At 71.4% G+C, this 21,475-nt stretch carries 15 protein-coding genes; 8 read left to right on the forward strand and 7 right to left on the reverse strand.

From position 1 onward, the window contains the following. Positions 1-49: 49 nt before the first annotated feature. Positions 50-6,397, reverse strand: a complete 6,348-nt coding sequence (locus ACFYQ6_RS30125; protein ID WP_388765974.1) for a protein kinase — start codon at positions 6,395-6,397, stop codon at positions 50-52. Between the two features lie 342 nt (positions 6,398-6,739). Between ACFYQ6_RS30125 and ACFYQ6_RS30130 the strand changes: the two genes are divergently transcribed. Further along, positions 6,740-8,482: an N-6 DNA methylase gene (locus ACFYQ6_RS30130; protein WP_388765976.1), complete on the forward strand. Its 1,743-nt coding sequence runs from the start codon at positions 6,740-6,742 to the stop codon at positions 8,480-8,482. A 139-nt stretch (positions 8,483-8,621) separates the two neighbouring features. Here the strand turns inward: ACFYQ6_RS30130 and aceB are convergent, their stop codons facing one another. Together aceB and ACFYQ6_RS30140 are read right to left on the reverse strand one after the other, a co-directional pair. After that, positions 8,622-10,241, reverse strand: a complete 1,620-nt coding sequence (gene aceB / locus ACFYQ6_RS30135; protein WP_388765978.1) for a malate synthase A — start codon at positions 10,239-10,241, stop codon at positions 8,622-8,624. Positions 10,242-10,494: 253 nt separating this feature from the next. Then, entirely contained in the window at positions 10,495-11,100 is a 606-nt protein-coding gene (locus tag ACFYQ6_RS30140) for an NTP transferase domain-containing protein (protein WP_388765980.1), read from the reverse strand. A 190-nt stretch (positions 11,101-11,290) separates the two neighbouring features. Between ACFYQ6_RS30140 and ACFYQ6_RS30145 the strand changes: the two genes are divergently transcribed. After that, positions 11,291-11,605, forward strand: a complete 315-nt coding sequence (locus ACFYQ6_RS30145) for a DUF5955 family protein (protein ID WP_388765982.1) — start codon at positions 11,291-11,293, stop codon at positions 11,603-11,605. Positions 11,606-11,665: 60 nt separating this feature from the next. Here the strand turns inward: ACFYQ6_RS30145 and ACFYQ6_RS30150 are convergent, their stop codons facing one another. Both ACFYQ6_RS30150 and ACFYQ6_RS30155 read right to left on the reverse strand, forming a co-directional pair. After that, entirely contained in the window at positions 11,666-12,298 is a 633-nt protein-coding gene (locus ACFYQ6_RS30150) for a response regulator (RefSeq protein ID WP_388765984.1), read from the reverse strand. Next, positions 12,295-13,539 (reverse strand): sensor histidine kinase, encoded by a 1,245-nt coding sequence (locus ACFYQ6_RS30155; RefSeq protein WP_388765986.1) that lies wholly within the window; start codon positions 13,537-13,539, stop codon positions 12,295-12,297. The genes ACFYQ6_RS30150 and ACFYQ6_RS30155 overlap by 4 nt, the downstream gene beginning before the upstream one ends. A gap of 110 nt (positions 13,540-13,649) precedes the next feature. Between ACFYQ6_RS30155 and ACFYQ6_RS30160 the strand changes: the two genes are divergently transcribed. Continuing rightward, positions 13,650-14,732 (forward strand): FtsX-like permease family protein, encoded by a 1,083-nt coding sequence (locus ACFYQ6_RS30160; RefSeq protein ID WP_361580967.1) that lies wholly within the window; start codon positions 13,650-13,652, stop codon positions 14,730-14,732. Beyond that, a complete protein-coding gene (locus ACFYQ6_RS30165) occupies positions 14,729-15,436 on the forward strand; it encodes an ABC transporter ATP-binding protein (protein ID WP_388765988.1) in 708 nt (235 codons plus the stop codon). The genes ACFYQ6_RS30160 and ACFYQ6_RS30165 overlap by 4 nt, the downstream gene beginning before the upstream one ends. Positions 15,437-15,568: 132 nt before the next feature. Here ACFYQ6_RS30165 and ACFYQ6_RS30170 read toward each other — a convergent pair whose 3' ends face one another. After that, entirely contained in the window at positions 15,569-16,372 is an 804-nt protein-coding gene (locus tag ACFYQ6_RS30170; protein WP_356744771.1) for an IclR family transcriptional regulator, read from the reverse strand. Between the two features lie 335 nt (positions 16,373-16,707). Between ACFYQ6_RS30170 and allB the strand changes: the two genes are divergently transcribed. The 3 genes from allB to ACFYQ6_RS30185 all read left to right on the forward strand — a co-directional run bounded on the left by allB (position 16,708) and on the right by ACFYQ6_RS30185 (position 19,598). Next, complete coding sequence (gene allB, locus ACFYQ6_RS30175) at positions 16,708-18,051, forward strand: allantoinase AllB (protein WP_361580974.1); 1,344 nt, start codon at positions 16,708-16,710, stop codon at positions 18,049-18,051. Positions 18,052-18,053: 2 nt separating this feature from the next. Beyond that, positions 18,054-19,169 carry an allantoicase gene (gene alc, locus ACFYQ6_RS30180; RefSeq protein WP_388765991.1) on the forward strand — a complete coding sequence of 372 codons (1,116 nt, stop codon included), beginning with the start codon at positions 18,054-18,056 and terminating at the stop codon, positions 19,167-19,169. A gap of 99 nt (positions 19,170-19,268) precedes the next feature. Beyond that, positions 19,269-19,598, forward strand: a complete 330-nt coding sequence (locus ACFYQ6_RS30185; RefSeq protein WP_361580980.1) for a putative quinol monooxygenase — start codon at positions 19,269-19,271, stop codon at positions 19,596-19,598. Positions 19,599-19,750: 152 nt separating this feature from the next. Here the strand turns inward: ACFYQ6_RS30185 and ACFYQ6_RS30190 are convergent, their stop codons facing one another. Next, entirely contained in the window at positions 19,751-20,587 is an 837-nt protein-coding gene (locus tag ACFYQ6_RS30190) for an aldo/keto reductase (protein WP_361580983.1), read from the reverse strand. A gap of 258 nt (positions 20,588-20,845) precedes the next feature. Between ACFYQ6_RS30190 and ACFYQ6_RS30195 the strand changes: the two genes are divergently transcribed. Next, positions 20,846-21,469: a dihydrofolate reductase family protein gene (locus ACFYQ6_RS30195; protein WP_361580986.1), complete on the forward strand. Its 624-nt coding sequence runs from the start codon at positions 20,846-20,848 to the stop codon at positions 21,467-21,469. Positions 21,470-21,475 lie beyond the last annotated feature (6 nt).

Below are 21,475 nucleotides of genomic sequence, written 5' to 3' on the forward strand. Positions count from 1 at the left end.
GAGTGTCTCGGATCCTTCGACGCGTACGGAGGGTGCGGAGCAGTTGAGGTCAGCGGGTGTGGAAGTAGCCGGAGTTGGCTTCGATGATGGAGTCCCAGTCCGTCCCGGGGGCGAAGCGCAGCACTTCCCACCCGGCGTCCTCCAGGCGTTCGACGGCATCGGTGTCCCGGGACGGATCATTTTCGTGGGAAGGGTCGTCCACGAACGCCGCCACGCGTGCGCCGGCGGGGAAGAAGACGAAGTCCGGCTTGGCGGCGGCCTCCGGGACGAGCATGCCCGACTCGTCCGGCAGTCGGTAGCCCTTCGCCTTGAGCCAGCCGAGAAGGTCCCCGGTCTCGACGAGCGCGGCCAGATCAGCCTCCAGCGGGGTGACGGAAGAGGGCCTTTCGGGGTTCTGCGCCGCGAGCCGCTGGAACTGCTCGGTGCGCGACTCGCCGCGGTCCTCCTTGGCCGTTGTCGCGGTCGCCAGGCGCAGCAGCAGCGGGCGGGCCGCATGGCGGCTCAGCTGCCGGTGAACGCCCTGGTTGCCGTAGGTGAGCAGGCACTCGTAGCAGCCCCGGGCGCACTTCTCGTCGCTGCTCGGACCGCCGAGGTCTGCGCCCTCGGCGCCGTCGGCCGGGTCGAAGTGGCAGATCTCCAGGGCGGTGCGGGCGGCCTTGGCGAGGGCCCGCTTGTCGTGCTGGATGCGGCGCAGCACGCCGGCCCCGCCCTCCGCGGCCTCCGTGAACAGGACGCGGCGGCGCGGGCCGTCGTCAGGTGGCAGGAGCTCGGCCGTCAGCTCGGCGTCCTCCAGCTCGAAGGCTGCCTCGATGCCGCGCTCCAGCGCGTACATGAACGACAGCGCGACGGGCTCCGGCTGCGGCTCGTCGAGCGTGACGACGAGAATGTTGCGCCGGTCCTCCACATACGGCAGGACGCGCTTCTTGCGGCGCTTCTCGTTGCCGTCCTCGTCGACGACCGGCATGCCGGTGCCCTCGATGGCCTCGGCGGCGGCCTTGTCGTTGAGCCAGCGGCCGTCGCTCAGGTCGAGCCAGTAGCCGTCCGGTTCGCCCTGCTTGTCGCGGACCCGGCCCAGGTTGGTGATGCGGACGGTCGCGGAGTCGCCGTAGTCGAGGTCGAGGACCGGCGCGGCCTCGGCATCGGTGACGTGCGAGGTGAGGCGGCCCTTGCGGGTGCCGTGGTCCTGGAAGGCGTACGAGGTCTCCAGACGGAAGCCGGCCCTGCGCCGCTCCTCCTCGTCCGAGGAGATCCGCTCCCGCGGTGTGGTGAACACGGTGTGCAGGTGCAGCAGGCTGGTGCGCCGGCCCGTCAGCGGCTCCTTGCACATGTCGCAGACGTCGGCGCCCGCGGACCCCTCGTAGTGGTAGCCGCAGTGGTCGCAGCGCTTGGCCTCGGCCGTCGCCAGGTCGCCCGAGGCGTCCGGGGGCAACTGCACGCGGGTGACCTGGTAGCGGGCGCCCTCGTGGTAGATCAGCGCGCCGGGACCGAACTCGCGGATGGCGAGGAAGCGCGGACGCTGCAGGTAGTCGCCGTCCGCGTTCCGCCGGTTGCCGGAACGCGGGATGTACGCGGCCAGCGGCAGACGCGGGAAGCTGTAGCCGGGAAGGAAACCCTCGGAAGCCAGGTAGCGGTACGGGTTGAAGTCGCTCATCACGGACTTGGAGTCCGACGAACGGTTCAGCAACAACGCGGTCTGGGTCTCCGCCTCACGCCTGCGGGACCGGGCCCGCCCCTGCTCGCCCTGGCTGAGGGTGTGGTCGACGACCCGCCTGTTCTGCTCGTACTGGTCCAGGACAGCGGCGCGGAACAGCTGACGCCACCGGTCGAACGCCGCGTCGAACGCGGTGGGAGCCTTGACGACCTGGTCCTCGATCCACTCGTCGTACCACCAGGTGGTGTCGGCGAAATCCGGGATCAACGGTCCCAGGGCCGCGCGCGCGGCCGCGACCGCACGACGTCGTGCCTCCTCGTCCAGCGACCGGTCGCGGATGTCGGACAGCAGCGGCAGCGGCATGTCCGGGTCCGGACGCTCCTCGCCGTCCGGGTCGTACGCGACGTCGACGACATCGGGCACGGCACGGCCCAGCTTCATGCCCGTCTCGGCGAGCCAGATGCCCTGCAGGTGCGAGCGGACCAGGTCCTCGTTGGCGAGGTCGAGGCGGGGCGGAGCGACCTGCCCGGCCACCATGTCCCGGGAACGACGGAAGTAGTACTGGTCGTGGCTGTTTCCCATGGCGCAGTAGGTGGTGACGAGAGCGGGCTGCCCCGACCGGCCGGCGCGGCCGGACCGCTGGGCGTAATTGGCCGGAGTGGGCGGCACGTTGCGCATCATGACGGCGTTGAGCGAGGAGATGTCCACGCCCAGCTCCATCGTCGGCGAGCAGTACAGCAAGGGCAGTTCGGCGGAACGGAACTCCTCCTCGCGGCGCTCGCGGTCCTCGGGCGCTACCTGTGCGGTGTGCTCACGGGCGTACAGACCGGCCAGCTCCGCTGCGGCGTCCTGGTACAGACGGCGGAAGAACGGGTTCACACGTGGGCCCTCACCGCTGTGGTACGTCCGGGTCAGCGGATCCTGTGCTCCGCTCTCGCCCGTACCCGCCTTCCAGATCAGGGACGCGGCCGAGACCCGGAAGCCGGTGCGCTGCTCCGCCTGGCGGCGGCGGTACACCGGCCCGGACTGCTCCGGCCCCGCCTGCACCTCGTGCACCAGATCAGCCTCCCGCAGAACCTTCAGCAGGTCGTCGATGATCGTCTGGACGTCGTCCAGGCCCAGGCCCCGGAACGCGGCCGCCGTGCGCTTGAGGTACTTGCCGAATTTGCCGCGCGCGGACAGGAACAGCGCGGAGCGCTCCATGCCGGGCTTGGACGCGTACGGGTACGCGGTCCCGACCTGCGGCTTGTCGCCTTCGGAGAGCACCCAGGGGTCGATGAGCCGCTCCTCGCTGGCGCGCTGCAGGGCGTCGAAGTCGTCGCGGAAGTACTGCACGTCGATGGCGAGATGGCGGCGCATGTGGTCCAGGAGCGCGTGGGCCACCTCGTAGCGCAGCGCCGGCTCGGCGTCGCGCAGTGCGAGATGCGTGGACTGCCAGCGGTCCTGCTGCTCCGCCAGCCAGTCGAGGTCCTCGTAGTCGATGCGGAGCAGGCCGGACTGCTCCAGGTTCGGCATCGTGATGCGCCAGCCGCGCTCGAGGTCGCGGTAGAGGCGGTAGCCGACGACGTCCCGGAACACCTTGGTGGCGCGACGCTCCAACCCGGGGGCCATGTTCGCGTTGCCGGTGTACTCGCGTGGCCTGATGTTCATGACCTCGGTGACGGCCTGAGTGAGGTCGTCATGGCGCAGCCCTTCCTCCCCGGCGAGGCGCGCCGCCTGGTGCAGGGCGCTGCGCAACTGCGTCACCTGGGCGAAGTCGTTGAAGTGTCCGGCCTGGAGCGAGGCGTCCTGCCGGTTGTCCACGAACGTGAGGAGCTTGCGGGCTTCCTTGGAGAGCACGTCCTCGGGGACCGAGCGCAGGGACTTCACGATCGACGCCGACACGACGGAGGTCGCCGACGAACGCCCCTCCTGGTCGAGTGTGGCGAGTTTGGCGAAGTCCCGGCCGCGGGTCTGCTCGTAGGAGATCTGGCAGTGCAGGCAGAACAGGAACGGAGCCGGGATGAACGCGGCGACCAGACCTTCACCGGACTCGTGCCCGAACGCGTCGACGACGACACGCTTGGGCACGCGCGGCCGGTAGGCCTTCTTGACGGCGTGTACACCGTGGCCGTCAGGCTCCAGCCAGGATTCCGGCAGCCGCCGGTCCTGGATGGCCTGCTGGGGATCGGCCGGCCACTCGTAGTCCTCGCCGGGCGTGCCGATGTACAGGTAGCCCTCGCCCTCGCGGCCGCCGGACCCGGAGGTGTCGCGGCGCGGCTCGTAACGGAACGTCCCGTTCTCGTCGGTGCGCCACACGGTGACGTACTCCTGTCCGCATTCACGGCAGAACGCCAGCGGGAACAGTGGCTTGCCGTCGCTGTCGGGCTGCTCCAGCTGGTAGGTGCGGGTCAGCGGGCGGGTGAGCGGATCCTGGAGCGTCGTGTAGACCGTGTCGCCCTTGGAGAGGAACTGGTGCAGCCGGAACGCGAACAACGGCCGCTCGGTCACCGGGTGTTTCGCCTGCGACCCGGCTTCCAGCGTGGCGCGGATCGCCTCGCCGACCGCTTCTGGCGCAACGCCGGACTCTGCGGCGAGGTCATCCGCCGCCTGCTCGATCGTGCCGGGCGGGCAGCGCCGCAGACGGCCTGTCCCGGGTTCGCGCTCCAGGCCGAACCGCGACTCCAGCCAGCGCGCCAGCGGGTCCTTGGTGAGCGCCTGGTACGACAGGGGCGCGGCGGCCGCGCGCAGCCGCTCGGCCGCGACCTGGTCCGGGGCCTCATCGGTGGCGCGCACCAGCGTCTCGCCGATGACACGCCGGGGCAGCACGGTGGTGCCGAAGAGCCGGCCCGCGACCTTGGCGACCTCGCGCTGCTGGTCCGGCCAGGTGCCCTCGGTCGACATCGTCGCGGACGTACCGATGCACTGGAGGGTGTCCGCCGCACGGCAGGCCTCGCGGACCCGTCGGATCAACAGGGCGACGTCCGCCCCCTGGCGGCCGCGGTAGGTGTGCAGCTCGTCGAAGACCAGGAACTGCAGCCCCTCGGCCATCCGGATCAGGCTCGCCCGGTCGTCGGGCCGGGTGAGCATCAGCTCCAGCATCACGTAGTTGGTGAGCAGGATGTCCGGTGGGTTCTTGCGCAGCTCGCGCCGCTGCTCGTCGCTCTCCTGGCCCGTGTAGCGGGCGAAGGTGACGGGCTCGTGGCCGGCGCCGAAGCCGTGCCGCAGGTACTTCTCCAACTCCTTGAGCTGCGAGTTGGCCAGCGCGTTCATCGGGTAGACGATGATGGCCCGCACCCGGCCGGGTGCGCCAAAGCCCTCCGTCTCCCGCTCCTTGAGGACCTGGTTGACGATGGGGACGATGTAGGCGAGCGACTTGCCGGAGCCCGTGCCGGTGGTGAGCACGTACGAGTCGCCGGCCTGCGCGGCATCGATCGCCTCGCGCTGGTGCCGGTGGAAGGTGAGCGGCCGGCCGCTCGGGCGGCGGGCGTCCTCCTTCTTGCCGGCCTGGAAGATCTCGGCGCACTTCTGGTGCAGGACACCGTCGCGGACCAGGTCCTGGACGTTGCCGCCGTCGTCGAAGAACGGGTTGAGGGACAGCCAGGGGTCGGGCCACTGGGACTTCCCCGCCAGATCGTCCTCGATGAAGCCGCTGATCCGGCCGTCGCGTACGACGGTGGCGCCCTTGGTGAAGCGCTCGTACTCGTCGATCAGTTCACGGTGGATCCCGAAGACGTCCATCGCGTCCGGAACACGGGGTGCGCGGCGCGGCACCGGCACGGGCGCCGGAGCGGATGGTGCGGGGAACTCCTCGCGCAGCCGCGATACCGGATCCATGGCCGTCCACTCGGGGGCGAGCAAGGCCGCGCTGTCGTCCGGAGCGAGGGCGAGCGGGACGAGGACCTCGCGTACCAGGGTGGCGCTCGACGGACGGTTCGCCGCGTCCTTCTCCAGGAGCCGGTTGACCAGCAGGACGAGTTCGTCGGGCAGGTCGGGGCGGACCACGGTGAGCGACGGGGGCCGCAGGTTCTGGTGCTGCTCGGAGAGGTCGAAGGCGACCTTGGCGTTGAACGGCGGCTTACCGATGAGAAGTTCGTACAGGACGCAACCGAGCGCGTACAGGTCGGCGGAGGCGGTGACAAGCTCGGCGCGGAACTGCTCGGGGGCCATGTAGCGGGCGGTGCCCACGGCGACGCCGGTACTGGTGAGACGGGTCTGGTCGGCGTCGTCGACCATGCGGCCCATGCCGAAGTCGAGGATCTTGACGGTGCCGTCGCGGGTGAGCATGAGGTTCGCGGGCTTGAGGTCACGGTGGACGATGCCCGCGCTGTGTGCCGAGGCGAGCCCACCGGCGATCTGCGCGGCCAGGGCCGCAGCCCAGGAGACGGGGAGCTGCGGCTCCTCGTCGATCAGCTCGGTCAGGGGATGGCCGTCGAGAAGCTCCATCGCCAGGTAGGGCAGACCGCTGCCGCCCTGCGCGACGGCGGTGTCGACTCCGCCGGCGATGAGGCGCGTGAGATTCGGGTGACGCGGGGAAAGGCGGCGCATGATGTCCACCTCGCGGCGGAATCGCTCGACCAGGTGTCCGTCCTGGGCGGTGTCGATTGCCAGACCCGTCCGGCTGCGCAGGATCGTCTTCAGAGCGACTTCGAGGTCCGCCGCGTCGTCAGGCGCTTGCAGATCGAGGGCCCGGTGGACCTGTCCCATGTTCCCGCGGCCGACGGCCCCTGTGATCCGGAACCGCCCGGCCACCGTCTGCAGGTCCACTGGCACTCCCTTACGTCATCCGACTGATGGAGGGTGGGTACGCATGCTGCGAGCGCCCCGACGAGCAGAGTACACCCAATCGGACGTAAAACAGGGAAGAGTTGTGCGTTGACGACGCCAACGGATTCTCTCGGTTGTGGCGAGCGGTGCGGCAGAGGTTCAGATCGGCGACCCGGGCGCCTTGGCGAGGATGGAGCCGAGGTCGTGCGGCATCTATGCGGACGCCGATGATGCGGAGCCGGGTCTGCGGGATGAGGCCCTTCGCGCCGAGATGTGTGTGAGTTGTGTCAACGCGCTGATGGGGGCCTGTGTAGGGGGGAGCTTCCGTGTACGGTGGCGCTTATGCCCGACACCGTCAAACCCCGCCCGGACCAGCCCGCCGGGGTGTCGTCAGCGCTTGTCACCGGTGCCGAGATCGCACGCCTCGCCGGAGTGACCCGCGCAGCTGTATCCAACTGGCGCCGCCGTTATGAGGACTTTCCTCCGGCTGTGGGCGGCAGTGCCTCCAGCCCACTCTTCGTATGGGACGCGGTCCAGAAGTGGCTGGACGGCCGCGACAAGAGCCAGGAAGTCTCCCTCGAGGTCCAGACCTGGCAGGCGCTCCGTGCCGCGTACGGTGACGCCACCGGCGCGGCTGTCGCGGCTGCCGTGGAATACCTTGCCGGCGACGCGGCGCCTGTGGCAGCGGACGCGTCCACGGGACCGGTCGGCCCCCCGCTGCGCGAACCGTCCGGTGTTTCCCTCCGGAGCCTGCTGGACCGGCTCGCCGAGGATGCCGGCCCTACGGGCGCCGTCGAAGCCCTCGTGGCCAGGCTGACCGACTCGGCCCGCCGTTCGGGCTCCGACCTCGTCACGTCACCGCGCATCGTCCGGGCCGTCGCCCATTTCGCCCCTGACCTACGCCGCGGCCAGACCGTCTTCGATCCCGCCTGCGGTATCGGGACGCTCCTGTTCGGACTGCGCCCAGCCCGCGGCCTCGTCCGCGTCGGCCAGGACAGCGATGAGGACTGTGTCCGTATCGCGCGCGTGCGATCCGCGCTGAGCAGCCGCGAAGACATCCGCATCGCACACGGCGACGCGCTGCGTGCTGATGGCTTCCCCGGTCTTGCGGCCGACCTGGTTGTCTGTGACCCACCGGCCGCCGTCACCGACTGGGGACGCGAAGAGCTCCTGCTGGACCCCCGATGGGAGTTCGGAACCCCTTCCCGCGCAGAGGGCGAACTCGCCTGGCTGCAGCACGCTTACGCGCACACCGCTCACGGCGGTCACCTGCTTGTGGTCATGCCCGCCTCCGTTGCCTACCGCAAGGCGGGCCGGCGCATCCGCGCCGACCTGGTCCGACGCGGAGTCATCCGCAAGATTGTCGCCCTGCCCGGCGGCGTCGCCGCCTCTCACGCCCTCCCGGTACACCTCTGGCTCCTGCGCCGGCCCGATGACGCGGGTGCGAGGCCGGACACCGTCACCATGGTCGACCTCACCTCCAACGATCCCGACGGCTCGCTCGTACCCGCGGACGGGCAGACCGCCGAGGTTCCCCTCATCGACCTTCTCGATGATGACGTCGACCTCACTCCCGCGTTGCACATGCCCGTAGTCCGGCGCGACATGGCCGCTGAATACGAAGAAGCTCGCGCAGAACTCACTGCGGCGCTCGTAGCTCTCGAGTCACTGCTTCCCGACCTGTGCGCCGGCGACGGCACCGATCTGTGGGAAGGCGCCACCGTCACGATCGCCGACCTGGCCCGCGCGGGTCTTGTAGACCTGGGTGAGGGCGGTGTCCGGGCCACCGGGGACCAGATCGACCCCGACTACCTCGACGGCTTCCTCGGCGCCGGACCCAATATCCGCCGTTCCACCTCCCAGAGCGGCACCTACCGTCCCGACCCCAAGAGCGCTCGGATTCCGCAGCGGGAACCCGCTGTCCAGCGCCGCTACGGCTCCGCCTTCAGGGCCCTCGAAGCAGCGGAAGCACAGGCGTCGCGTCTCACAGACACGGTGCGCCGCATGGCGCAGGTCGCAAGGGAGGGACTGGGTAGTGGCGCGTTGCAGCCGGGGGAAGGGCAACGGCCTGACAGCAGCAGCTGACGGACGCCGCACGGGTGAGAGTGTGCCGCAGTGATCCGGTGTGGGCTCCCGTCTTGATGCGGGGCCTCGGTGGGACGCCCTGGACGCGCCCCGCCCCCGGCGCCGTGCGGCACCGGGGGCGGTCGCGCACGCGAGAGGGTCAGCGCAGCTGCTCGTACGCCGGCAGCGTCAGGAAGTCCGCGTAGTCCTGGTCCAGCGAGACCTGGAGCAGGAGGTCGTGGGCCTGCTGCCACTTGCCGGCCTCGAACGCCTCCTCGCCGATCTCCGCGCGGATCGAGGTCAGTTCCTCGGCGGCGACCTTGCGGGCGAGGTCCGCGGTGGCGTGCTCGCCGTTCTCGAACACCACGTCCGCGTTGATCCACTGCCAGATCTGCGAGCGCGAGATCTCGGCGGTGGCGGCGTCCTCCATCAGGTTGAAGATGGCCACGGCGCCCATGCCGCGCAGCCACGCCTCGATGTAGCGGATACCGACCGCGACGGCGTTGCGCAGGCCGTCGTACGAGGGCTTGGCGTCCAGGGTGTCGATGGCGATCAGGTCGCCCGGGGCCACCGAGACGTCCTCGCGCAGGCGGTCCTTCTGGTTCGGCTTGTCGCCGAGGACCGCGTCGAAGGAGGCCATCGCGATCGGGACCAGGTCCGGGTGGGCCACCCAGGAGCCGTCGAAGCCGTCGCCGGCCTCGCGGTCCTTGTCGGCCTTGACCTTCTCGAAGGCGACCTTGTTGACCTCGGCGTCGCGCCGCGAGGGGATGAAGGCCGCCATTCCGCCGATCGCGTGCGCGCCGCGCTTGTGGCAGGTGCGGACCAGGAGTTCGGTGTACGCCCGCATGAACGGCGCGGTCATGGTGACCAGGTTGCGGTCGGGCAGGACGAACTTCGAGCCGCCGTCACGGAAGTTCTTGACGATGGAGAAGAGGTAGTCCCAGCGGCCCGCGTTGAGCCCGGACGCGTGGTCGCGGAGCTCGTAGAGGATCTCCTCCATCTCGTACGCGGCGGTGATCGTCTCGATCAGGACGGTCGCGCGGACCGTTCCCTGCGGGATGCCGACGTAGTCCTGGGCGAAGACGAAGATCTCGTTCCAGAGGCGGGCCTCCAGATGCGACTCCGTCTTCGGCAGGTAGAAGTACGGGCCCTTGCCGAGGTCGATCAGGCGCTGCGCGTTGTGGAAGAAGTAGAGGCCGAAGTCGACCAGCGCACCGGGCACCGGCGTCCCGTCGAGCTGGAGATGGCGCTCGTCCAGGTGCCAGCCGCGCGGGCGCGTGACGACGGTCGCGAGTTCCTCGGCGGGCCTGAGGGCGTACGACTTGCCGGACCTCGGGTCGGTGAAGTCGATGTTCCGGGTGTAGGCGTCGATCAGATTGAGCTGGCCGGTGATGACGTTCTCCCACGTGGGGGCGGACGCGTCCTCGAAGTCGGCGAGCCAGACCTTGGCGCCCGAGTTCAGGGCGTTGATGGTCATCTTGCGGTCGGTCGGGCCGGTGATCTCGACCCGGCGGTCGTCCAGCGCGGCCGGGGCCGGCGCGACCTTCCAGGTGTCGTCCACGCGGACCGCTTCCGTCTCCGGCAGGAAGTCCAGCGTGGAGGTACGGGCGATCTCGGCGCGGCGCTCGGCGCGGCGGGCGAGCAGCTCGTCACGCCGGGGCGTGAACCGCCGGTGCAGCTCGGCCACGAACGCGAGGGCCGCATCGGTCAGGACCTCGTCCTGCCTGGGCAGGGGCTCGGCATCGACGATGGCCAGCGGGGACGGCGCTGGTGCGGACATGAGCTGTCACTCCTTCAGCGGGTGGTGCGGCGGTATCCACGGCCGCCGGGTCGCCCGCGACGGCACGGGGTGCCAGGGCTCCGAGATACGGCCATGGATGCTGCCGAGGACCGGAAGCGGAACCATGGGCTTCTGATCAGTGGATATTAGTTTCCTCATGGTGGAAGTTCAATGGTTTGTTGATATCGAGATTCTCCGGGTCGACAGACGTCCTGCCGTGGTGGCGCGGCGTGCCAGGTCCGGCACCGTCCGTTCACTCCAGGTGCGCCAGATCCTCCGTCGTGTCGATGTCGTACGCCTGAGCCACATCGGAGCACTCGACGAGGGAGATTGCCTCGCGATGTGTCCTCAGGTATGCCCGGGCCCCCTGGTCGCCCACCGCCCCCGCGGCGATGTCCTCCCATCGGTCGGCTCCGAAGAGCACGGGGTGACCACGCTCCCCTCCGTAGGAGGCCGCCGCCAGGGCCGTGCGCGAGCGGTACGCCGAAGCGACCCGCGCCACCGCCTCCGGCCCGATGCCCGGCTGGTCGACCAGGAGGACGAGCGCGGCGTCCGCATCCGTCCCCGCGAGAGCCCTCAGCCCGGCCCGGAGGGAGGAGCCCATTCCCTCCTCCCAGAGCGGGTTCACGGTCACCAGGCACCCGGCGAGGTCCGCCCGCACCCGCACCTCGCCGGCCGAGGCGCCGAGGACGACGTGGACGGGGTCGCACCCGCCGTCGCGCAGGGTCCGCACCGCGTGTTCGACCAGGGGGCGGCCGCGGTGCTCCAGCAGGGCCTTCGGCCGTCCGCCGAGGCGACGGCCGCCGCCGGCGGCCAGCAGTACCCCGGCGATCACGGGGGCCGGTCGTGTGTGAGTCATACGCCCTGGATACCACTGAGCCGTGCGTACCGGCGGACGTGATGTCACCCCTCGGGGGTACTCTCGTCCTGTGTCCGCACAGTGGCGCACGCCACCTTTCATGGCGTTAACTGACGGACGACCGGGGGCGTTTGACCACCGCCCGAGGTCGTTTCACACACCGGCACGAGGACGTGCGAGGGGGAGTGCTTTGTTGCGAAGCGTGGGGCAGGAGCGGTTGGCCGGCAGCGGTGAGGACCCGAGGGTGGCGGAGCTGCGTACGGCGGTCTCCCGGCTCCGCCGCGAACTGGCGGGCCACCCGGCCGAGTTCCCGGACCGGGGCATCGCCGAGGAGGAGCTGGCCGCGCTGGACGCCATGGCGGCCGGGGGCAGCCCCGAGATTCCACGGCTCAGACGCTCGCTGCTGCTGGTCGCGGGGGCGATCGGCTCGGTCAGCGCGCTGGCTCCGGGCCTCCGCGAGGTGCGGATCGCCATCGAACTCTTCGGGGAGCCCCCGCGCGGCTGAGGCCCGCCGCGCGGACGGGGTGGGCGGACGGGGGAGGACCGCCGGGGGAGCGGACGTCCCTCAGCGGCGGAGCAGGCGGCGCGCCGTCGCCTCGGCCACCGCCGCGGTGCGTGAGTCGACACCCAGCTTGGCGAAGATGTGCACCAGATGGGACTTCACCGTCGCCTGGCTGAGGAAGAGCCGCGCGCTGATCCGCTGGTTCGACAGGCCCTCGCCCACCAGCTGGAGCACCTCCAGCTCACGTCTGGTCAGGGCCTGCGCCGGGGTCCGCATCCGGTCCATCAGCCGGTGGGCGACGGCGGGGGCCAGCGCCGAGCGGCCGGCCGCCGCCGTCCGCACGGCGGCGGCCAGCTCCTCGGGAGGGGCGTCCTTCAGCAGGTAACCGCCGGCCCCCGCCTCGACGGCGGCGAGGATGTCGGCGTCCGAGTCGTACGTGGTGAGGATCAGCACGCGGGGTGCTCCCTCGGCGGCGGTGATCGCCGCGGTGGCCTCCGCCCCGTGCATGCCCGAGCCGAACTGCAGGTCCATGAGGACCACGTCGCACGCGCCGGTCGCGGCCAGGGCGACGGCCCGTTCGGCGGTGGCCGCCTCGGCGACGACCTGGAAGTCCGGCTCGGTGTCCAGGACCGCGCGCAGCCCGGCACGCACCACCGGGTGGTCGTCGGCCAGCAGCAGCCTGATCGGGTCCGTCATGCCGCCCTGCTCTCTCCGCCGTCGGCGTGCGCGGTGTCCCGCGCGTACTCCGGGGCCCGTCCGTCAGCGGCCGGAAGCGGCAGCGTCACGGCGAGCGCCGTCCCCCGGCCCTGCCCCGACTCCACACTCAGCGTGCCGCCCAGCGACCGGGCCCGCGCCCGCATCGCGGGCAGGCCGAAGCCTCCGCCCGTGCTGCCCGACGGTTCGGCGGCCGGGTCGAAGCCGCGGCCGTCGTCCACCACGTCCAGGGACACGGAGGTCTCCATGAAGCTGAGCGTGATCTCCGCCCGCCGCGCACCGGAGTGCCGCACCGTGTTGGCCAGCGCCGACTGCGCGGTACGCAGCAGCGCCACCTCGTACGGGGTCGGCAGTCCGACCGGGCTGCCACTGACCGCGAACCGCACCGCGAGCCCCGGGGCCGAGGTGCGCGAGGCCAGACGGGACAGCGCCGCCGGCAGGGAGCCCCGTTGCAGGTCCGGCGGGGTCAGCGCCCGGACGAACCTGCGGGCCTCGGCCAGGTTGTCCTGGGCGGCCTCGCGGGCCCGCCGCACGTGCGGGGTCGCGGGCGCGCCCTCGGGGAGGGAACGCTCGGCGGCCCGCAGCAGGAGCTGGATGCTGGACAGGCCCTGGGCGAGGGTGTCGTGGATCTCCCGGGCCAGCCGCTCCCGCTCGGCCAGGGTGCCCGCGGCACGCTCCGCCTCGGCGAGCTCCGCCCGGGTGGCGACGAGCTCCTCGATGAGCTCGCGGCGCCGCTCGCTCTCGCGGAACAGCGCGTCGTAGCCGAGTACGGTCGCCACGGCCACCGCCGCACCGAGCAGCGGACCGACGAAGGTACCCGGCGAGACCTCCTGCCCGTGCAGCAGGAAACCGGCGATCGCCGCCGCGGCCGTGGCGGCGACGGTGGGCAGCCCCCACCGCACCGGCAACAGGTGCAGTTGCAGGAAGTAGAGCGGGAAGGCGACCCAGAGGGCATCGGGCGACAGGGCGAGCAGCGCCAGCCACACGGCGCCCAGCGCGGCGAGCCAGACGGCGGCGGCCCGGGTGTGCGGCTGGACGGCGGGCGCGAGCGCGCCGGCGGCGTACAGCGCGGCCATCACACCGGCCGTCACGAGGACGGCGGTGGCGTTCGAGGTGCCGCCGCCGGCCGCACGCAGCGCGGCGAGCGCCAGCAGCCCGGCCAGCAGTGCGTGCAGACAGAGCCGCAGCGCTGTGGTGACGGGGGTGGGGGTACGCGTGTCCATGGCCGTTCCAGCGTAGACGCGCCGGCCGCCGGGCCGGTCAACCGAAAGGTTGATGCCGGCCCCGTCCCGCGCGCGATGTCCTCCCAGGCCCGGGGCCCGAGTCTGGAGTCATGTTCGTCGCATGGAGAGATCTACGGTTCGCCAGGGGCAGGTTCGCCCTCATGGGCACGGTCGTCGTGCTGATCACGTTGCTCGTCGGGCTGCTGTCCGGCCTCACAGCAGGCTTGGGGAGGGAGAACACCTCGGCCGTCACCGGGCTCGACGCCGACCACGTCGCGTTCGCCGCGCCGCCGGACGGCCGGGCGGTGTCCTTCTCCGACTCGGCCGTCGAGGAGAGCGCCTGGCGTGCCTGGGCGGAGCGGCCGGGGGTCACCGCCGCGCGGCCCCTGGGCATCCGGACGGTGAACGCCGTCGCCGGGGAGGGAGAGCGGTCGGCCGCGGTGTCGGCCTTCGGCGTCGAACCGGGCAGCGGGCTCGCGCCCGGCGCCGTGGCCGCAGGCCGGGTCGTGCTCTCCGAGCAGGCGGCCGACGACCTCGGCGCGGTGGCCGGTGACGCGCTCGGCCTCGGCTCCGGGTCCCGGGTGACCGTGGCGGCGGTCTCCGGTGATGCCTCGTACAGCCACACACCGGTGGTGTGGACCTCGCTCGGTGACTGGCAGCGCCTCGGTGGCGCGCGGGAACAGGCCACCGTGATCGCCCTGACCACGACCGCCGGCGCCGACCTCGCCGCAGGGGACGAGGAGGCGGGCACCAGCACCCTGACCCTGGAGGACTCCCTCACGGCGATCGGTTCCTACCAGGCCGAGAACGGCTCGCTCCAGCTGATGCGAGGCTTCCTCTTCGCCATCTCCGCGCTCGTCATCGGTGCCTTCTTCACCGTGTGGACCATCCAGCGCAGCGGAGACGTGGCCGTGCTCAAGGCGCTGGGCGCCTCCACTCCGTATCTGCTGAAGGACGCGCTCGGGCAGGCCGTGGTGATGCTCGCCGCGGGTACGGGCGTGGGCACCGCGCTGGCCGCGGGAGCCGGCGCGCTGGTCGGCGGGGACGGCGGCGCCGTGCCGTTCGTGCTCGACGCGTCGACCGTTCTCGTCCCCGCGGGCGTGATGATCGTCCTCGGCGCGCTCGGGGCGGCCCTGTCCATCCGGCGTATCACCGCCGTCGACCCCCTTGCCGCACTCGGGAGTGCACGATGACCCTCACCCTCACCGACGTCACCTTGACCTACCCCGACGGCGACACCCGGCTCACCGCGCTCGACCGGGTCTCCCTGACCGTGCCGGCAGGCACGCTCACCGCGGTCGCCGGGCCGTCCGGTTCCGGCAAGTCCAGCCTCCTCGCGGTGGCCGCCACGCTCGTCACCCCGGACCGTGGACGCGTCGCCGTCGCCGGTACGGAGACCTCCGGGCTCGGCCGTGCCGACAAGGCGGCCCTGCGGCGCGACCGCGTCGGCATCGTCTTCCAGCAACCGCATCTGCTGCCGTCCCTCACGGCGCTGGAGCAGCTCCAGGTGATGGCCCACCTGTCGGGGGGATCGGTGCGCGCGTCCCGCGGGCGGGCGATGGAACTGCTGGCCGCGGTCGGTCTGGCCGACCGGGCGAACCGCAGACCGCACCAGTTGTCGGGCGGCCAGCGCCAGCGGATCAACATCGCCAGGGCCCTGATGAACGAGCCCGCGGTGCTGCTCGTCGACGAGCCGACCAGCGCGCTCGACCACGAACGCGGCGCCGCCGTCCTCGACCTGCTGCTCGGCCTGACCAAAGAACGGTCGACGGCCACGGTCATGGTCACCCACGACCGGGCGCACCTGGACCGCGTGGACAGGACGGTGGTCATGAAGGACGGGCGGCTGTCGGCTCCCGGCCCTGTCCGAGCGGCTCCCGGAGCCACGGGAGCCTGAGGGACGCTGCCCGGACGTCCGCGCCCCCCCCCGGACGTCTGCGTCCCCGGACGTCTGCGTCCCCGGACGTCTGCGTCCCCGGACGTCCGGGCAGCGGTGGGATTCCGTGACGGCGTGAGGCGCCCGGCGTCGTCAGCCCGTCGAACCGCCGCTGCTCGCGAGCGCCTCGGAGAGTTCTTTCGCGATCTGCTGCAGGATCGGCACGATCCGCTCCGTCGCCGTCTCCGTCACCCGGCCGGCGGGCCCGGAGATGGAGATGGCGGCCGAGGTGGGGGAGTCCGGCACCGATACCGCGAGGCAGCGCACCCCGATCTCCTGCTCGTTGTCGTCCACCGCGTAGCCGGCCCTACGCACCTGCTCCAGCGCGTCCAGGAAGCCGTCCGGCGTGGTGATCGTCTTCTCGGTGGCCGCCGGCATGCCCGTGCGGGCCAGCAGGGCCCGCACCTCGTCGGCGGGGGTGTGGGCGAGGAGGGCCTTGCCGACTCCGGTGGAGTGGGGGAGCACCCGTCGGCCCACCTCGGTGAACATCCGCATCGAGTGCTTCGACGGCACCTGGGCGACGTACACGATCTCGTCGCCGTCGAGCAGAGCCATGTTCGCCGTCTCGCCGGTCTCCTCGACCAGCCGCTGGAGATAGGGCCGTGCCCACGTGCCCAGCAGACGGGACGCGGACTCGCCGAGGCGGATCAGGCGCGGGCCCAGCGCGTAACGCCGGTTGGGCTGCTGGCGCACATAGCCGCACACCACCAGCGTGCGCATCAGCCGGTGGATGGTCGGCAGCGGGAGGCCGCTGCTCGCGGAGAGTTCGCTGAGGCCGACCTCGCCCCCGGCGTCGGCCATGCGCTCCAGCAGATCGAAGGCACGCTCCAGGGACTGGACGCCGCCACTGGGACCGGCGGGCTTGGAGTCGGAAGTGCTGGCGTGGGACGGCGGCACGTCAACGGTCCTTTCGAAGCGGAGGCAAGGCAGCAGCCTACCGGGCTGTTCCCGATCGGCCCACTGCTCCCGGTGCGGCGTCCTTGCCGGTCAGAACCTGTTTTGTCCTGGTGTCGACGGTCCGGCCCCTCTTCGGTCCGAGCTCCGGCGCTGCCGCTCCTGGCCCATTCTACGTTCCGTCCTGCGAAAAAGAACTTTTACTTCGTGGAAACATCCAACCGTTGCCGTTCATGATCCTCCGGGCGTTCCATGAGGAGGGTGAGGTCTTGACGGAGCCGCTTCCCCGAGTGAAGACTCCTTCAACAGTTCGTTGAAATCAGCCTTGAGGAGCAGAGGTGCCCGGTGTGGACGTGAAGCTGGTACTGCGCTCGACGCGCGTCGTGACCCCCGAGGGGACCCGCCCTGCCGTGGTTCTCGTCGCAGGCGGAGCGATCGAGGCGGTCCTGCCCTACGACGCCGAGGTGCCCGTCGGCGCCCGGCTGGAGGATGTCGGCGACCTCGCGGTCCTGCCGGGCCTCGTCGACACCCATGTCCATGTGAACGACCCCGGCCGCACCGAGTGGGAGGGTTTCTGGACCGCGACCCGGGCGGCCGCGGCCGGCGGTGTCACGACCCTGCTCGACATGCCGCTGAACTCGTTGCCGCCGACGACCACGGTCGAGCACCTGCGGATCAAGCAGGAGGTCGCCCGGACCAAGGCGCACATCGACGTGGGTTTCTGGGGCGGTGCCCTGCCGGACAACGTCAAGGACCTGCGCCCGCTGCACGACGCCGGCGTCTTCGGCTTCAAGTGCTTCCTCTCGCCCTCCGGCGTGGACGAGTTCCCCGAGCTCGACCAGGAGCAACTGGCCCGCTCTCTGGCGGAGGTCGCGGGCTTCGGAGGCCTGATGATCGTGCACGCCGAGGACCCGCACGAGCTGGCCTCCGCGCCCCAGCGGAGCGGTGGGAAGTACGCGGACTTCCTCGCGTCCCGGCCGCGCGACGCCGAGAACCACGCGATCGAGAACCTGATCGCGCAGGCCAGGCGGCTGAACGCCCGTGTCCATGTGCTGCACCTGTCCTCCGGTGACGCGCTCGGGCTGATCGCCGCGGCACGGCGTGAGGGCGTACGGGTCACCGTGGAGTCGTGCCCCCACTTCCTCACCCTGACCGCCGAGGAAGTCCCGGACGGGGCGACGGAGTTCAAGTGCTGCCCGCCGATCCGGGAAGCCGCGAACCAGGACGCGCTGTGGGCCGGTCTCGCCGACGGGACGATCGACTGCGTCGTCTCCGACCACTCGCCCTCCACCGCCGACCTCAAGACCCCCGACTTCGCGTCCGCGTGGGGCGGCATCTCCTCGCTCCAGCTCGGCCTGCCGGCCATCTGGACCGAGGCGCGCCGGCGCGGGCACACCCTCGACGACGTCGTCCGCTGGATGTCCGCCGGTCCCGCGCGGCTCGCGGGCCTGGAGCGGAAGGGCGCCATCGAGGCGGGACGGGACGCCGACTTCGCGGTGCTCGACCCCGAGGCCGCCTTCACCGTCGACCCCGCCGGGCTGGAGCACCGTAACCGCGTCACCGCCTACGCCGGGAAGACCCTGCACGGCGTCGTCAGGTCCACCTGGCTGCGAGGTACGCGCATCGCGTCCGACGGCGTACTCGCCGAGCCCACCGGCCGTCTCCTGGAGAGGAACCACTGACCATGACGGTGACACCGCACTTCACCGGCGACGCGAGCCCGTACGGGGGCGGCGATCCGTACGCCGACTACCGCACCGCCGACTTCCCCTTCACCCACCTCGTGGACCTGGCCGACCGGCGGCTCGGCGCCGGCGTCGTCGCCGCCAACGACGAGTTCTTCGCCGAGCGCGAGAACCTGCTGAAGCCGGAGCCCGCGGAGTTCGACCCCGAGCGCTTCGGTCACAAGGGCAAGATCATGGACGGCTGGGAGACCCGCCGCAGGCGCGGTGCGAGTGCCGCCGAGCCGCACCCCGCCGACGAGGACCACGACTGGGCCCTCGTACGCCTCGGGGCTCCCGGCGTTGTGCGCGGACTGGTCGTCGACACCGCCCACTTCCGTGGCAACTACCCGCAGTCGGTCTCGGTGGAGGGAACCTCGCTGCCCGGTTCCCCGTCCCCGGAGGACCTCCTCGCGCCCGAGGTGAAGTGGACAACCCTCTTGCCCCGTACGGCTGTCGGAGGACACGCGGCCAACGGCTTCGCGGTGGACGCCGGGCAGCGCTTCACCCATCTGCGGGTCAACCAGCACCCCGACGGGGGCATAGCCCGCCTGCGCGTCCACGGCGAGGTGGCCCCCGACCCCGCATGGCTGGCAGCCCTCGGCACCTTCGATCTCGTGGCCCTGGAGAACGGTGGCGAGGTCGAGGACGCCTCCGACCGCTTCTACTCCCCGGCCACGAACACCATCGCACCGGGCCGCTCCCGCAAGATGGACGACGGCTGGGAGACGCGGCGACGCCGCGACAAGGGCAACGACTGGATCCGCTACCGGCTGGTCGAGCAGGCGGAGATCCGTGCCGTGGAGATCGACACCGCCTACCTCAAGGGCAACGCGGCGGGCTGGGCACAGATCTCGGTGGCTGACGGAGAGGGCGGCGAACCGGCCGAACTCCTGCCCCGCACCCGGCTCCAGCCCGACACGAACCACCGCTTCGTCCTGCCGGTGCCCGTCCGGGGCACCCACGTGCGGATCGACATCTTCCCCGACGGGGGGATCTCCCGGCTGCGGCTCTTCGGTTCCCTGACCGAGCAGGGCGCGGCACGGCTGACCACCCGTCACGTGGAGCTCGGCGGGTAGGGCACGTACGCCGCCCGGGGGCGGGTGTGCCGCTTCCTGCCCGGCCTGTGGGCATATGGGACCCTGGTCGGGCCGTTCTCGTCCCGACCAGGAGTCTTCATGATCTTCATCGCCGTCAAGTTCACCGTGCGTGCCGCCGAACGCGACAACTGGCTTCCGGCCGTCGAGGACTTCACCCTCGCCACCCGTCAGGAGCCGGGCAACCTGTTCTTCGACTGGTCCTACAGCGTGGAGAACCCGGACCAGTTCGTCCTGCTCGAAGCCTTCGCCTCGCAGGAGGCCGGCGTGGCGCACGTGAACTCCGAGCACTTCAAGGCGGCGATCGAGACGATGTCCGAACTCGTCAGCGAGGTGCCGGAGATCATCAACGTCGAGACCCCCGGGGACGACTGGTCCCGCATGTCGGAGGTCACGCCCCGCAACCGGTGACTCCCCGCGACGCCGCGCGACCGATGGAGCCCGTCACGCCACGCGACCGGTGACTCCCCGCGATGCCGCGCGACCGACCGGACCCGTCACGCCGCGCGACCGGTGACGGCCTGCGCGGCGTGCGGCGCGCGGTGCGGCCCCGAGGGCCGCTGTCAGAACTCCTCGTGCGTGTCGGGGTCCCCACCGAAGCGGTGCGGGGGCCGTGCGCCGATGCGGTCCAGCTCCTGCTGCGTCAGCTGGAAGCCGAACAGGTCGAGATTCTCGCGCTGCCGCCCGGGGTCGGCCGACTTCGGGATCGGCACGGCCCCCAGCTGCGTGTGCCAGCGCAGGACGACCTGGCCGGGCGACACGCCGTGCGCCTCGGCCGCCGCGACCACCTCCGGGGTCTCCAGCACCTGGCGCCCCCGGGCCAGCGGGCTCCAGCTCTCCGTGACGATGCCCTTGGCCGTGTGCACCGCCCGCAGCTCCTCCTGCGGGAGCAGCGGATGCATCTCGATCTGGTTCACCACGGGCAGTACACCCGTCTCCCTCTCCAGCCTCTCCAGGTGCTCCGCCGTGAAGTTGGAGACGCCGATGGAGCGGACGATGCCTTCCTCACGCAGTTTGATCATCGCCCTCCAGGTGTCGACGTACTTGCCGACCCCGGGCAGCGGCCAGTGGATGAGGTACAGGTCCACGTAGTCCAGACCGAGGTTGCTCCGGGACTCCTCGAAGGACGCCAGCGTCTCCTCGTAGCCGTGGTGGCGGCCCGGCACCTTCGTCGTGACGAAGATGTCCTCCCGGGGAACTCCGGAGCGGGCGATGCCGCGGCCCGTGCCGGTCTCGTTCCGGTAGTTCAGCGCGGTGTCCACGAGCCGGTAGCCGAGCTCCAGCGCCCCGGCGACCGCCTTCTCCGCGGCCTCGTCGTCGAGCGGCCAGGTACCGAGGCCCACCGCGGGGATCGTGCTGCCGTCGTGCAGGTTACGGACCGGGGTCGGTGTCTCGCTCATGGTCTCCCATTTCGTTCGCATACCGTCCCCGCCAGCGTAGGGCGGGACCCCGGACGAGGCGCGCGACGCGGCCCGCCCGGGGTCTCGCGGCCCGGCCCCTCCACCGGGCGCGGCGACGATTTCCGTCCGACAGTGGGGTCTGTACGGGTGGAGACACCCCGTCCCCGGGGCCGCGGCAGCGCGGCCGGGTCACGGGAGCGCGAGGGCCGCCGGCGGCGCGCCCGCGCTGCGGCGGTCGCGACACGAAGGAGCGGGACCATGGCGAAGCTGACCCTCACCACGTTCGTGTCCCTCGACGGCGTGATGCAGGCCCCCGGAGGGCCCGAGGAGGACACCACCGGCGGATTCGAGTACGGCGGCTGGGTGGTGCCCTTCGCGGACGACGAGATGGAGGCCTTCGTCCACGAGGTCTTCGACCGCTCCGGGGCCTTTCTCCTCGGACGGCGTACGTACGACATCTTCGCGGCCTACTGGCCCAAGGTCACCGACCCGGAGGACCCGGTCGCGTCCCGCCTGAACACCCTGCGCAAACACGTCGTCTCCACGACCCTGAAGGACCCGGCCTGGGAGAACACCACCGTCGTCCCCAAGGACGTCCCCGCCGAGGTCGCCCGGCTCAAGGAACGGACGGCGGAGGGGGAGCTGCAGATCCACGGCAGCGGCGCCCTGGCGCAGTCCATGCTGGCCCACGACCTGATCGACGAGGTCAACCTGCTCCTGTACCCCGTCTACCTGGGCAGCGGCAGACGGCTCTTCCCGGACGGCGGACGGCCGACCGCCTTCGAGCTGACGGACGCCCGGACCACCGGCAGCGGCATCGCCATGCACACCTACCGGCTGGACGGCCGCGCGCGGTTCGGCACCTTCGACGTCGGCCGGTGAGAGGCG

This window comes from Streptomyces sp. NPDC005494 (assembly GCF_042872025.1).
GTDB lineage: Bacteria > Actinomycetota > Actinomycetes > Streptomycetales > Streptomycetaceae > Streptomyces.